At 55.4% G+C, this 13,849-nt stretch carries 12 protein-coding genes, 1 tRNA gene and 1 pseudogene; 8 read left to right on the top strand and 6 right to left on the bottom strand.

From position 1 onward, the window contains the following. Positions 1-4 precede the first annotated feature (4 nt). Positions 5-1,183 carry an MFS transporter gene (locus BD01_RS03015; RefSeq protein ID WP_042689848.1) on the top strand — a complete coding sequence of 393 codons (1,179 nt, stop codon included), beginning with the start codon at positions 5-7 and terminating at the stop codon, positions 1,181-1,183. 17 nt (positions 1,184-1,200) lie between these two features. On the opposite strand, the gene BD01_RS03010 is transcribed toward BD01_RS03015, so the two are convergent. The 5 genes and pseudogenes from BD01_RS03010 to BD01_RS02990 form a co-directional block, all read right to left on the bottom strand. After that, complete coding sequence (locus BD01_RS03010) at positions 1,201-2,523, bottom strand: TldD/PmbA family protein (protein ID WP_042689845.1); 1,323 nt, start codon at positions 2,521-2,523, stop codon at positions 1,201-1,203. Positions 2,524-2,533: 10 nt separating this feature from the next. Then, a pseudogene (locus tag BD01_RS03005) lies at positions 2,534-3,953 on the bottom strand (TldD/PmbA family protein). Between the two features lie 198 nt (positions 3,954-4,151). After that, positions 4,152-4,439, bottom strand: coding sequence for a MazG nucleotide pyrophosphohydrolase domain-containing protein (locus BD01_RS03000; RefSeq protein WP_042689842.1), 288 nt, complete (start codon positions 4,437-4,439; stop codon positions 4,152-4,154). Positions 4,440-4,460: 21 nt separating this feature from the next. Beyond that, positions 4,461-4,537, bottom strand: a tRNA-Arg gene (locus BD01_RS02995). Positions 4,538-4,600: 63 nt separating this feature from the next. After that, the gene (locus BD01_RS02990) at positions 4,601-7,069 is read right to left on the bottom strand and encodes an ABC transporter substrate-binding protein (RefSeq protein ID WP_042689840.1); all 2,469 of its coding nucleotides are present in this window, start codon (positions 7,067-7,069) and stop codon (positions 4,601-4,603) included. A gap of 269 nt (positions 7,070-7,338) precedes the next feature. Here BD01_RS02990 and BD01_RS02985 point away from each other — a divergent pair, with 269 nt between their 5' ends. The 7 genes from BD01_RS02985 to ndk all read left to right on the top strand — a co-directional run bounded on the left by BD01_RS02985 (position 7,339) and on the right by ndk (position 12,905). Further along, the gene (locus tag BD01_RS02985) at positions 7,339-9,234 is read left to right on the top strand and encodes a phosphoadenosine phosphosulfate reductase domain-containing protein (protein WP_042689838.1); all 1,896 of its coding nucleotides are present in this window, start codon (positions 7,339-7,341) and stop codon (positions 9,232-9,234) included. A gap of 136 nt (positions 9,235-9,370) precedes the next feature. After that, positions 9,371-9,985: an HVO_0476 family zinc finger protein gene (locus BD01_RS02980; protein ID WP_042689836.1), complete on the top strand. Its 615-nt coding sequence runs from the start codon at positions 9,371-9,373 to the stop codon at positions 9,983-9,985. A gap of 186 nt (positions 9,986-10,171) precedes the next feature. Continuing rightward, a complete protein-coding gene (locus BD01_RS02975; RefSeq protein ID WP_042689833.1) occupies positions 10,172-11,353 on the top strand; it encodes a V4R domain-containing protein in 1,182 nt (393 codons plus the stop codon). Positions 11,354-11,428: 75 nt separating this feature from the next. Beyond that, positions 11,429-11,800 carry a 50S ribosomal protein L7Ae gene (gene rpl7ae, locus BD01_RS02970; protein WP_042689830.1) on the top strand — a complete coding sequence of 124 codons (372 nt, stop codon included), beginning with the start codon at positions 11,429-11,431 and terminating at the stop codon, positions 11,798-11,800. 67 nt (positions 11,801-11,867) lie between these two features. Next, a complete protein-coding gene (locus BD01_RS02965) occupies positions 11,868-12,080 on the top strand; it encodes a 30S ribosomal protein S28e (protein ID WP_011250261.1) in 213 nt (70 codons plus the stop codon). Between the two features lie 2 nt (positions 12,081-12,082). Continuing rightward, positions 12,083-12,286 carry a 50S ribosomal protein L24e gene (locus tag BD01_RS02960; RefSeq protein ID WP_011250260.1) on the top strand — a complete coding sequence of 68 codons (204 nt, stop codon included), beginning with the start codon at positions 12,083-12,085 and terminating at the stop codon, positions 12,284-12,286. A 94-nt stretch (positions 12,287-12,380) separates the two neighbouring features. Next, complete coding sequence (gene ndk / locus BD01_RS02955) at positions 12,381-12,905, top strand: nucleoside-diphosphate kinase (protein WP_042689821.1); 525 nt, start codon at positions 12,381-12,383, stop codon at positions 12,903-12,905. Positions 12,906-12,920: 15 nt separating this feature from the next. Here the strand turns inward: ndk and BD01_RS02950 are convergent, their stop codons facing one another. Continuing rightward, positions 12,921-13,787 carry a hypothetical protein gene (locus BD01_RS02950; protein WP_042689818.1) on the bottom strand — a complete coding sequence of 289 codons (867 nt, stop codon included), beginning with the start codon at positions 13,785-13,787 and terminating at the stop codon, positions 12,921-12,923. Positions 13,788-13,849: the final 62 nt, after the last annotated feature.

The raw sequence follows: 13,849 nt of genomic DNA, 5'->3' as shown, positions 1-13,849 counted from the left end.
GAGAATGTGGCTCAAGCGCTTTAAGCTCCTTTTCGCCCTCACTTATGCGGGATTCCTCGGAAACATTGCGGTAATCTACTACCTCTCCCAGGGGCTGAGCTACGGTGAGATAGGCCTGGCCACAGCCCTGGGTGGGCTGGGCTTCTTCCTCTTCGAGGTTCCCACCGGTGTTGTCGGCGACAAGGTGAGCCGAAAGGCGAGCGTTCTCGTCGGGCTTTCGATAATACCTCTTGCGACGCTTCTACTGCTCTTCCTCAGGAATTTCTGGGTTCTCCTCGCCTCGGAGCTCCTCGGAACCCTTGGGGCGTCCTTCGTGAGCGGGAGCTTTCAGGCGTGGTTGTTTGACAACCTCAAGGCCGAGGGCCTGGAAGGCCAGTTCAAAGAAATCTGGAGGTCGGCCCAGAAAATTTCACTTATCGTGAGCTCCACAACAACAATCCTTGGAGGTTTCATTGCTCAGTTTTTGGGCTTTAAAGTTGCGATACTCCTCACAGCCCTCCTTCAGGTCCTGGCGATTCCAGTTGCCTTCAGCATACCCGAGATGGGGTTCTCACGGCCGGAGACATCTTACACGCTCCACGTTCTCGGCGCGTGGCGCGAGTTGAAGAAACCGGAAATAGCGTGGCTTATCGCTTACCTCCTCTCCGTCACCCTCGCCCTCAGCCAGTTCAGGAAGTTCTTCGAGCCCTACCTTGGAAACGTCCTGGCCCTCTACCTCGGCACGACGATTATGGGAACCCTCGGAATCCTTGGGGTCGTTGAGGTGCTCGTGAAGGTCCTTCCGAGATACCTCGGCGTGGCGCTCAGGGGAAGGGTTGGCAGAGCCCTGCACGAGTCTGCGCCCGTTGGAGTGCCCCTTGCAACGGTTATCTCCGTTCTGTATCCAAACCCCTTCCTCATAGTGCTCCTTGGAATAACCGCGACGCTCTTCGCCTCCGCCTTCACCTTCAACTTCTCGGTGGAGTTCCAGAGAAGGGTTTCAAGCGAGAAGAGGGCAACGGTCATATCGCTCAGGAACATGGTTCTGGCCCTCGCAACATCGGCGTTCTACACTGCCTACGGCTTTGCAACGGACTTTCTCGGGCTTTCAAGGGCGAGATTATTGTTTGCACTGTTTTTCCTCTCCACGGGGGCTTTCTTTAAGCTCCTTCAGGGAAAAATTGAGCATCTGAGGTATAGCTAGAAAAAGGATAAAGAGAATCACTTCGTCGCCCTCGTTATTCCAACGTCCTTGACGAGAACGTAGGGCGTAATGACAGGCCTCGAAACCTCCCACCAGTGCACCTGGAACGGCTCGTTGCCTATGGCAACTACGTTGCTCAGAATCCTCTGAAGGTTGTCGCTGACGCGGATATTCCTTATCGGCTTGAACTCGCCGTTCTCGACCAGGAAGATTCCGTCGCGCGGTATCGTCGAGAAATCGCCGGTCACGTAGTTCTGGAATCTGGTGTACCAGACGTTGGTGATGTAGATGCCCCGCTTAACCTCGCTGAACAGCTCGGCCTTGGAGTAGTCGCCCGGTTCGAGGACGAGGTTCCAGGGCCTCGGCATTATCAAGCCGGCGTTGGCGGTTGTCTCCGTTCCGTACTTCTTGGCGAGGCTCGTGTTGAGGAGGAACGTCTTGAATGTCCCGTTCTCTATGACGGTGGTCTCCCTCGTCGGAACGCCCTCGTCGTCGAACTTCCTGCTTCCATAGCCGTTGGGCAGGTTGCCTATATCCTTGAGCGTTACCAGCTCGCTCGCGACCTTCTGGCCCAGCTTTCCGGCCAGGAACGAGAAGCCCGCCTCGGCCGCGTAGGCTGAGAGCATGAAGCCCATGTAGCTGAGCAGGTTCGCGAAGGCGAGCGGGTCGAAGATGACGTCGAACCTTCCCTCCGGCCCCTGAACAGGGTCTTTCGCCATGTGGGCAATCTCGCCGGCCTTCCTTCCGGCAAGCTCGGGGTCGAACTTCTTCAGAACCCTCGCGGAGCAGGTTCCGTGTCCGCTCTCAAGGTCGCCCACGAAGGCCCTGACGCTTATCTCTATCCCCGTTCCCTCGTCAAAGGCCTCCACCCCGTTGCTCGTGGTCAGGTAAAGCCTGTTGTGGTCGGTGTAGAGAACGCCAGCGACGCGCTTCGCTCCCTCACTCAGGGCGGTGTTTATGGCAATCTCGACGTAGTCGTTCGGCTCGTCGAGCTCAACTATCGCCTTATCGAAGGTCTCGGGGATGTCTTTATACTGGAACGGCCCCTCGGCGATGCCGTAGTAGTCCTCCTTGGGCGAGAGGTTCTCGATGTTCTTCTTGAGGGTCTTCAAAACCCGCTCGACGTTCTCCTCGCTCAGCTCGGTTATGGTTGTGCTCGCTATCCTCTTGTCCTTCTCCACGAAGAGTTCCACCTTCCTCTCGTGCCAGTGCTTGGCAACGGTAATCTCGTTGTTCGCAAAGCGCACCTGCCTACGGTTCGTTTCATAGCTCAGAACGACGACGTCGCCGAAGCCAAGCTCTTCAGCTTTTTTGAGTATGAACTCGTTAAGCTCGAACATCGCCACCACCTCACGGCCTCCTCAGAGGTATGTCCCTAAGCCTCGCGTGCGCTCCACCCATCCAGACGGGGACGCCCTGTCCCGGCTCGCCCTTGCCACAGGTTCCGGGGTAGAACTCAACGTCTTTGCCTACGGCGTCAACACTGCTCCAAAGGGCTCTCGTGGTTATCTCGAGGATTGGCCTCCTGACCGGATGCTTTATCTCGCCGTTCTCGATGAGGTAGGCCTCTCTGCCGATGTACCTCTGCTGGTAGCGCCTGTCGTCTATGTTCCACTCGTTGAAGGACACCATGTAGACGCCGAGCTTTATGTCCTCAATCAGCTCCTCGAAGGAGTGGTCACCGGGCGCGAGGTAGGTGTTGGCCATCCTCACTATCGGCTCGCGGTTGTAGTTTATCGCCCTCGCGGCCGCGTTCGAGCGCTGGCCGAGCTTTGCCGCGTACTCCCTGTTGGTTAGGAACTCGGTTATGATTCCGTTCCTAATCAGGTAGCGCGGTCTCGCCTTTACGCCCTCGTCGTCGTAGAGGTAGAAGCCCCAGCTGTTTGGAATCGTCGGGTCGTCTATGACAGTGACTACATCGCTCCCGATTCTCTCGCCGAGCATGTCGGGCTTGACAAAGCTCTCTCCAGCCTGGGCGGCCTCCCTGCCAAAAATCCTGTCGGACTCGTAGGGGTGGCCGACGCTCTCGTGAACCGCTATGCCAGCAACTTCGGGGCTTATGACGAGGTCAACCCTTCCCTCCGGTGGCTTCTTGCCCTCGGTTATGAGCCTTTTCAGGGCTTTGACGTCCTTCACCGCCCAGTTCCAGGGCTCGTCCTTCTCGATTAGCTCAAAACCGCCCGAGAATGCCCTCTGGACGAAGGGCGCCTGCTCCATCTGGCCGTTCTCGAAGACGACGAGGTTGTAGACAACGGAAACGCGCGGGATTTTTGCTCTTCACGTAGGCGCCTTCGCTGTTGACGAAGACCTTCTTCCAGAGCTGGTCGGAGTACATTAAATAGCGCATCGGCACGTTGACGCCTGTGGCCTTAACCTCCTCCTCGATTTTCCTGAGGATTTCGAGCTTCTCCTCAGGGGAAATGTCCCTGAAGTCCTTCTTCATCTTGACCTTGTAGGAAACGCGGTGGAAGTCCTCCTCGCTGAACTCAATCGGCTCGTTTCTAACCTGGGAAGCCGCTTTCGCCAGCTTGACGGCCCTCTTAACGGCCTCGGCAACGCTTTCCCTTGTCAGAACGTTCGTGCTCGCGAATCCCATTCCGCCGTTGGCGAGAACCCTTATCCCGATTCCCCTGTCGGCCTCAATGTCCATTCCCTCGGGAGAACCGTTCTTCATCGCTAAGTGCGTCCCGCTCTTCTCCTCGTAGCGGGCCTCGGCGTAGCTGGCCCCAAGCTCAAGGGCCTTTTCGACCGCGAATTCCAAAAGCTCCATGCACATCACCTCGGATTACTGCATAGAATAGTTCACGGAGGAGTATAAAAGTCTTTTCGTTCAGATGGCGGTCGAAAAGGGAGGAAGATTCAAGCACCCATGACGATAGGAGCATGGGGGTGGAAATGAGCAAGAGACCCCTGAAAACTGGATTCTTTGGGAAGAAGCTAGGAAAGAGCTGGGACTGGAGTGTCAGAACTACTCCTCGCATTCACACGGCTTCTTCCCGCAGTAGGGGCAGACGCCGGGGTACTTCTTCTTAGCCGCTTCCTCCAAATCAACGCCGAGTAGATTGGCTAAGCTCGCGAGCCACGCCAAAACGTCGGCAAATTCTTCCTCCATAGCCTCGCGGTCGTTTTTCCTTATCGCCTCGCTCAGCTCTCCAACTTCCTCGACGAACCAGAGGAAGGTTTTCTCTACTCCCCTCTTTGAATCCTTGTGGAAGTAAATCTCCCGAATCATATTCTGGAATTCCCTGAGCTCCATGGTCACCACCGAAAAGAGTTCTGGCGGGCCCGGCGGGATTCGAACCCGCGACCTCCGGCTTAGAAGGCCGGCGCCCTATCCTGCTAGGCTACGGGCCCTCGCTCCTAAGGTGCCGGGGCAGTTTTATAAAAGTTGCGGTGGGAATGAAAAGAAAAGAAAGCTCAGCGCCTCCTCCTGAGGAGGAGCGGGGCTATGGCGAGTCCGACTATCGCGGCCGGTCCGCAGATTCCGCCCTTCTCCTTAGCGGTTGAGGTCGGAGTGCTGGTCTGCTCTCCTGGGGTCTCCGATTCACCGGTTGAAGTCTGCTTTTCTTCAGATGCTGGCTTGACTGACCTGGCTGAGACAAAGCTACCAACACCGCTTATTGGGTCGGGCATCTCGACGGTTATCCTGCTGTTGGTGAGGAAGAACCTCCAGGTCTCTACTGTGTAGATTCTGGGGGCGTTGTAGAGGTGGAGTGCGTAGGCGAGCTTGTAGAGGTCCCAGAACTGGTCGAGGCTCTCAATGCTGATGGTTTTACCGCCCTTCGTCCAGCTGTTCTGGAATAGGAGCATGTCAAAGTCGTAGCCGGTCCAGTCAAGGAGCGGCTTGAGCTTATCCGGAGTGTTGTAGTAGGTCAGTCCAAGGGAAGTTATGAACTTACCGACGTCGCCGTTTGAGACGACATCAACGACCTGACGCAGGGTGTATGGGTTCTTGCTTCCTGCTCCAAAGTTCGGGGCAACGTAGTAGTCGAGGAACCAGAAGTCGGTGGCAGTGCTGGTCACCGGGTGAATTCCCCTAACAACCCATCCCTCGGTGTAGATGTTCCACTGGAGGGTGGTTGGGTCACTGCTGTAAACTGCTTTGTTGGCCTGGGTTCTCTGCCACTGGAGGAGGTCAACCTTGAAGCCGGCCTTCTGAAGTATCTGAGCAATGTACTTACCCTCATCAAGCCTCTTGTCCTCAACACGGGCGATAATCTTGACTGTGACAGGCTTTCCATCAAAGTACCAGACGCCATCCTTCTTCTCAAGCTTGTGGCCCTCAACCTTGAGCTTCTCCGCGGCGGCGTTCATCGCACGGTCTATGAGTTCAATTGCATAGTTCTCGTCACCCTGCGGGGTTATGCTCATGGCCTTCGCCACGGTTGAAATTCTGGCGTAGGCATCTATCTGTCCGCTGACTTCGGGGCCATAAAGGGGTGCACCGCTTCCCTGGAGTATCTGGCTGACGATGTACTGCCTGTTGATGAGCCAGTTAAGGGCGAACCTGACCTCACGAAGTGCAAACGGGTTGAACTGCACTCCGCTGGGGGTATCCACGAGCCCAGTGCTCTGGTTGCCCGCGAAGTTGACGTTAAGGCTCCACCAGACGGCGATGCTCTTGATTGGGTTAAGGCTCTTGCCGTACTGCTCAAGAATGTTCTGGAACTCGTTGTAGGTCACCGCGTACCAGTAGAGGTCGTACTCGCCCTTAGCAACTGCCAGGACGGCGGTCTGAGCGCTGAGGGTTCCGTAGATGTCAATCTCCTTCCAGTACGGGTCCCACGGAAGCTTCTTTCCATCAACCTCTCCCGGATAGCCAATCCTCTTGTTGTTGGCGAGCTTAAGAACGAGCGTCATTGCCTTGGGGTCGTACTTCTCAACGTAGTACGGACCGTCGCTGATGAGTGCGTTGTTGTACTTGTCAACCCAGCTGATGACGCTCTCGTAGCCCTCCTTGGCGAGGTCGGTGGTTATTCCTGCCTTAGCAGCGTCAACGCCCCACATCTGAAGGTATGCATCTATGCCGCTCTTCTCGCCGAGCCATAGAGGTATCGGATTCTCCAGAAGGGCCTGGGCTTCGGCTTTGAAGTACTTCATCTGGTCGGGGTCAATCATGTCAATCTGGAATCCGTTCTGGGGCTGCTCGCTCCAGGAGAATGCCTTACCGTTAACGCCGTGGGCAACCATCTCGCTCATAACGTTGTAAAGCTCCCACGGAAGGGCCGGCTTGACGTAGTAATTTCCAACGGCAGTTCCCCATTTGCTGTAGGGGACAACGTAGTCCTGATAGATAGTGTACTCGATGTAGTCATCGGTGACTTCGTCAATTTTGAGACCAAGAACCTTCGAGAGAACGCTCTGAAGTGCGTTTGCCCAGTCTTCACTGTAGTACTTGTCGTCCTTATCGTCCTGATATGCCCACTCCCAGTCCATTGCGTAGGCGAATAAGTAGTCGGCGAGCGTTATCTTCTGGCCGTCAACCCAGGTTCCAAGGCCGCACTTCCAAGTAACGGCACTCTTGGCTATTTTTCCGGTGTTGGGTGAAACCCACTTCTTCTGGGTTCCGTTCCAAACCACGGCACCGCTTGGAACCTGAACGTTGTACTTAACGTCAACGAGCTGGCACCTGTAGCTGTGATACTGAACGTCCGAACCGGTAACAACGGCGGGGTCGTTGAGGAAGTACCAGACCCTGCTCGTGTACGTGTCAGTCATTCCGCTCGGGGACGGGTTAAAGACGCCCATGAAGAGACTGCCCTGGGCGGCGAGCTGTACTATTCTGAGCTTATCTCCCTGAACACTCTGTGCCCCAACGGGATTTGACACCGCAAGTGCGCTCGCGAGAACCAACAACACGAGCGCTACCCCAATGCTCCTTTTCATGTGCTCACCTCCATGCCTGCTATTCCTCGTAATTATGGACCTTCTTAAATCTTGCTGTCACATTTTTAGTCTTAAAATGTCCCTAATAGACACAATTTGGCGTTAATGTCTTGGCAGTTAAAGCGTGGGATTAATAAGTCTTTGAATGCTCCTTCATTGAAAGTGTAGACTTTATTTTCCCACCACAGTCCGTAGTTTTACAAAGATGTAAAACTTAGGACGCCACCGGGTTTATAAACCCCCTCACCCTCTCAGGCTCAGGTGAGAGCATGGGGAGACCGGTTTTCCTTGGAAAGGCGTACATAAACTGGTGCGAGAAATGCAACGTCCCGCTCATAGGCGATAGCTGTGCCGTTCACGGAAAGGAGGGCGTCTTCAGGCTGAACATAACCCCTCCAGGCGATTTGAGGTTCGCCTTTGAGAAGGACCTGGAGTTCATAAAGTCGGTCTTCGCGGAGCACTTTGGCGTTGACATCGGTGAAGTCCTTGACGGAAAGGTCGTCCTCCTCAACAAGCTCCCGAGCGAGGACGAGGCCTATGAAATCATTGTGGACGGCTACGTCTTTGGTTACGTCAAGTTCGACCCGATTGAGCTCCGCTGGAGGGCAGGCCTGAAGGTTGAAGGCGCCATAGCGCTCTGGAAGCGCTTTGGAAAGAAGATGAAGAAGTGGGTTATAGTCGATAAAGGCGCCGTCGAGCCGATAAAGAACGGTGCGAACCTCCTGGCTGTCGGCGTCCTTGAAGCCGACCCGAGCATAAGGGTGAACGACGACGTGATTCTCGTCTCCGAGGACGGCAAGGTCTTCGCGACGGGAATAGCGAAGAAGGACTATTCCGCTTTAATCCGGGGCGAACGCGGAACGGGGGTCAAGCCCAAGAGGCAGAAGAGCGTCAACTACCGTGAGGGAAGAAAGGCGACGATGGAGGACGTTCTAAGGGCGAATGCGATAGCACTCGAGGAGAAGGTTGCCAAAAGCCGGGAGTTCATGCGAAGGGTCGCGAACAAATATTCAGACCTGCCGGTGGCCGTTGCCTTCTCCGGCGGAAAGGACAGCTTGGCCGTTCTCGGGCTGGCCCTGGAGGAGTTTGGTGGGGACTTCACCGTCTTCTTCAACAACACCGGAATCGAGTTCCCCGAAACTGTGGAGTACGTGGAGAAGCTGAGGAAAGAGCTTGAGCCGAAGGGTATAAAGTTCGTCGTTGCGGACGCTGGAGACGCCTTCTGGAGGGCGCTCTACGTTTTCTCACCGCCGGGCCGCGACTACCGCTGGTGCTGTAAGGTCACGAAGCTCGGCCCGATAACTCTGGCGATAAAGGAGAACTATCCGAAAGGAGTGCTCATGTTCGTCGGTCAGAGGAAATACGAGAGCATAAAGAGGTTTAAGCAGCCGCGCGTGTGGAGGAACGAGTGGGTGCCCAACGAGATTGGAGCTTCCCCGATATTCCACTGGCGCGCGATTGAGGTGTGGCTCTACATCTTCAGCAGGAAACTGCCCTACAACCCGCTCTACGAGAGGGGCTTCGACAGGATAGGCTGTTTCCTCTGCCCGAGCGCTTCGCTAGCAGAATTCGAGAGGCTCAAGAGGGAGAAGCCCGAGCTCTGGGAGAAGTGGCGGAAGGCTCTGGAGCACTGGAGGAAGCGCTTTGCCCTTCCGGAGGAGTGGATTACCTACGGCTTCTGGCGCTGGAAGAAGCTGAGTAAAGGGGAAAAGGCCATAGCGAGAAAGCTTGGCGTCGATATTCCCGAGGAGCGCTCATGGGAGCCGGTTAAGGTTAAAATTGGGGAGACAGGCGAGGGCTACGAGCTGGAGTTCAACACAATCCTCAACAAGAAGCGCCTCCTCCAGGTCGCGCCGATACTTGGCGAGGTGAGCGTTGAGGGGGACGTCGTAAGGGCTGGAAACGTCGAGTTCTTCACGGGGACGAGGAAAGCTAAGGCGCCGGACGAGGGGGAAGCGGTCAGCGCCTACCACCTCGTCAAGAGGGCCTACGAGTGCGTTGGCTGTGGCGTCTGCGTCGGCAAGTGCCCGGAGGAAGCTTTGAGCATAGACCCGCTCAGCAGGAAGATAGTGGTGGACTGGAACCGCTGTACGCACTGCAGGGAGTGCATGGAGGTCTGCCCGCTGTTGAAGATTAAGAACCCCGAGGAAGGGAGCCAGCTCTGAGCCGGCCTGTTCTTGCTTCCTTTCTTAGGTTTTGGCAAACTTGACTTTACAATTTTTGCAGAATTTGGTAAAGTTGAGTTGACCATTTAAAGAACCTTTATAAGTCCCCCGCCACTCTTCCCCTCTGGTGAGAGACATGGAGGAGTACTTCATCTGTCCCGAGTGCGGTAGCGATGACGTTGAGGTCATCAAGGAGCGCGGAAGGGAGCTTACCCTTCGCTGTAACGAATGTGGCAACGTATGGCACGTGACGCTTCCAAAGCTCGTTAAGGTTCCGCTCATCGTCAGCAAGCACGAGAGGAGCTTCAAGAGCGAGGCCGAGCTCCCGGAGGGCGAGGAGATTAGGGTCGGCGACATCGTCGAGACCGAGGAAGACGAGGTGAGGATTACCGGAATCGAGCTTGAAGGCGGAAAGAGGGTGAACCGGGCGAAGGTCGGCGAGATAGTGACTCTCTGGGGCGAGAGCCTGACGTATCCAAAGGTCATCAAGGTGTCCATCTACATGCCGAAGGGGCTCACGCAGTCCTTCCGCGTCAAGGTGCCGAGGGATGAGGAGTTCGCGGTCGGAGAGGTGGTTGAAGTCGGGGGCTACACCTTCAGGATTGAGAAGATTAAGACAGAGAGGAAGATGCTCCACCACGGAAAGGCCAAAGCCGATGGAATAGTCGCCCTCATGGGACACCACATTCCCCGCGCGAGGGCGAGGAGGAGTCTTGAGATTTACAGGGGCTACGATAGGGAGAACAGTTAACCGCGTGATGCCGTGATGAGTTTCTTTATTTTCTGACCCCAGGGATGATGAGCTTGGCCGCTACTGATATCGTCCCGTCTGCTTCCTCTTTGGGTTTATTCTGAACCTTTATGCACCTTTTCTAATGCGCATCGTACTACACGCAAAGGTTATAAGAAGGCCTGCAGAGGCTCCAGAGGTGATAAAATGCTATCACTGGGAGTGAGACAGCTTGACGACATCCTGGGGGGTGGTGTTGAGGAGGGCTCAAGCGTTGCCTTCGTAGGCTCAATAGAGTACGATAACGTCATCCTAATGCATCAGGCGGTCCTTGAGGCCCTCAAAGCCGGCAAGCGGGTTCTAGTGGTCGACTTCAGACAGCCGCCGTCCACGCTTCTCAAGGAGCTTAGGAATCACGGTATAGACTACGAGCCGTTTCTCGACGACTCTCTGACGATACTGGACGGCTACTCGAACCTCTACGGCCAGGGCATTCAGGGCGGGCGGAACGTCCTTCCAAACCCGCTGGATTTGGGCATAACGACGGCAATCATAAGGGAGGCCCTTCAGGGGGACGAGTACGATATTCTGGTCATAGACGATGTTACCTCCCAGTACACCCTTCAGTCCAGTCCGAAGATTTACATAAAAGCCGTTGTGAGGCTCGTTAATTCTGTCAAGTCCCTCGGAAAGACGACTTTTGTCGCGGTCTGTTCTGATGTGTTCGAAAAATCAGACCTAGCCGCAATATTAATCCCCTTTGACTACGTTGTTGAGGTTTCCAAGGGAGTAGTGGAAGTCAAGCGCTCCCTCCAGCCCCTTCGTGTCGTTGAGCCAAAGTTCGCCTACATGAGAACCCGGAATGGTATTAGTCCAATGAAAGAGCACTACCAGAGCCTTGAGGGGTTGAAGGCTCAGCTCAGGGCTGGTGAGAACGGAACTATCTGGCTGAAGGATTTAAGGGTTCAAATACTGGAGGAAGTGACCGAGAGGAGCCTCATAGAAACTGTTTACGACTTCCTCGGACCCGAAAAAGGGAAAGAACTCCTCTACACTTGGGGCAAGAAGCAGTTTATTGGTTATGGCGAGTACTCGAAGAGGCATAACACTAGCATAGAAGAAGCCCTTGAGGATATTTTCAAGTTCACGATTGCCAGTGGGGGCGGAAAACTTGAGCTCGTTGAGCTCTCGGATTCCGTGATAATAATTAGGGGCACAAACCTGTTCCCGAGCGGAAAAGGTTATCCTTATCCGTTCCACCCCAACTACGCCGGCTCGCTTGCCCAGTTCCTCACAGAATTCACGGGAGAGCGCTGGGAGGGAGAAGAGACCAAGTGCGAGGCGATGGGGGCAGAACACTGCGAGTTCGTTTTGAGGAAGGTGAGATAGCGAAACCCTTTTAAATTCTCGCCCAAACTCCCCTCGCAAAACTGGATGAACGATGAGGTTTCGGAGGGATGAAAGATGGCGAAGCCGAGCTACGTGAAGTTTGAGGTTCCCCAGGAGCTTGCCGAGAAGGCCCTTGAGGCCGTCGAGATTGCTCGCGACACCGGAAGGATAAGGAAGGGTACCAACGAGACCACCAAGGCCGTCGAGAGGGGCCAGGCCAAGCTCGTTATAATTGCCGAGGACGTTGACCCCGAGGAGATAGTTGCCCACCTTCCGCCGCTCTGTGAGGAGAAGGAGATTCCGTACATCTACGTTCCGAGCAAGAAGGAACTCGGCGCCGCCGCTGGAATCGAGGTTCCGGCCGCGAGCGTCGCCATCATCGAGCCCGGCAAGGCCCGCGAGCTCGTTGAGGAGATTGCCACGAAGGTTAGGGAGCTCATGAAGTGAGCTCCTTTTCCTTCCTTATCACGAAAGGTTTAAGGTTCATCCCGCGAGTCTTTCAGAGGTGTGAGGTATGAGCGACGAAGGCTACCCCGCCGAGGTTATCGAAATCGTTGGAAGAACCGGCGTCACCGGTGGCGTTACCCAGGTCAAGGTCAGAATCCTCGAGGGGCGCGACAAGGGTCGCGTCATCAGGAGGAACGTTAAGGGTCCCGTTCGCGTCGGCGACATAGTCATCCTCAGGGAGACCGAGCGTGAGGCGAGAGAAATCAGGAGGAGGCGTTGAAAATGGCCCGCTGGAACGTCTGCTCCTACTGCGGAAGGGAGTTCGAGCCGGGAACGGGCAAGATGTTCGTCAGGAACGACGGCAGAGTGCTCTTCTTCTGCTCCAGCAAGTGCGAGAAGTACTACTTCATGGGCAGGAACCCGAGGAAGCTCAAGTGGACCAAGGCCTTCCAGGAGGCTCGCCTTCAGAGGGCCAAGAGGAAGTGATTTCTTTCTTTTCAATCCTTTACACTTTGACGTTTCTACCAGGACTCCAAAAAACCTATTAACCGCGCGCCCCATTCTATAAGCGGTGTTGCCGATGGCCGACAAGCAAATAGAGAGAACCCTCGTTATTCTGAAGCCGGACGCCGTTGTCAGAGGCCTCATGGGCGAAATCATAAGCCGTTTTGAGAAGAGGGGCCTCAAGATAGTGGGAATGAAGATGATATGGATTGACCGCGAGCTCGCCGAAAAGCACTACGAGGAGCACAGGGGCAAGCCCTTCTTCGAGGCTCTGATAGACTACATCACCAAGGCCCCGAGCGTCGTGATGGTCGTGGAGGGCAGATACGCCATAAGCGTCGTCAGGAAGATGGCCGGCGCCACCGACCCGAAGGATGCTGAGCCCGGAAGCATAAGGGGCGACTACGGCCTCGACGTCGGCGATGCGATATACAACGTCATCCACGCCTCCGACAGCCCAGAGAGCGCCGAAAGAGAGATAAGCCTCTACTTCAAGCCGGAGGAGCTCTACAGCTACTGTAAAGCGGCGGACTGGTTCTACCACACCCACGCGAGGGCAAGGAAGGAGTACCTTGACACGATGGACTGCCTTGAGAGATAAATGAGAAAAGAAAGATTAGCCGATAACGAACTCCCTCTTTCCCCTCTTTCTCTCCCGGACAAACTTGGCATATTCATCAATGACCTCCTCGCATTCCCGTTCCATCGCCGACCTCGTCTTCCTGACAGAGATTATCAGCAGGCCGAAGTAAAGCGGAACTGCGAGCACCGCGAGAACCAGTGCCGTGAGGACTCCTGGGCCCATCAGAACCCCGATGAAAGGAAGTGCCAGCGGGACGAGGTAAGATATGACACGGAGCGTCCGGCCGGTTCCAGGGTCAGCCATACACTCCACCACGTCCTTCCACCGGGAAAACTCCCGCGGGAGTCTTCCGCCGACGACCAGGGTGTTCTCAACCCGATATATAGTGAGACCGTCTTCATCAGTTAGACACGATAGACCGCGAGAACCGACGATGTCGGCAAGTTCTCCCTGACACGGAGTTGCCCTGAGCCACCCGAGGGGGTTTCTCCGGGATAGTGCCCCGAGTAGAATATAAAGCGCAAGGCCCGGGATGAGCAGTACTTGGCTTTCACTGGCGGCCAACCCAATTCCAAAGGCGATTAGTATCCACGTCAAAAGTGAGACGCTCGGGAACTCATCAACGGTGAGGGCTCTCTTTCCTCGGAAGCCAGCGTAGATAATAGTCAGAATGAGCGCAAGAAACGTTTGGACTCCTGCAAGCTCCCCTGGCTGAAAGTCACCGAACGGCGTGCTCACAAATATGTTTCCGCTCACGTTCATTGAAAGGCCGTCGGCGATTATGTAGACGAACAGAGGAGTGTAGAGGGCCATCGTCAGCTCGTAGCTTCTGCCCTTCACCTTTCCAAGCAGGAACGCGAGCCCAAGGCCAACAATCACGCCGAGTGCGAGCGCTATCATCTCACCACCGTCGAGAGTTACCACCAGCCTTTTTAATCCTTGCCCCGAACCCTTTAAAAGGC

Origin of the sequence: Thermococcus nautili (assembly GCF_000585495.1) — an archaeon.
Taxonomy (GTDB): domain Archaea; phylum Methanobacteriota_B; class Thermococci; order Thermococcales; family Thermococcaceae; genus Thermococcus; species Thermococcus nautili.
The sequence above is the reverse complement of the archived record's forward strand: the minus strand, read 5'-3'. Positions and strand labels throughout refer to the sequence as shown.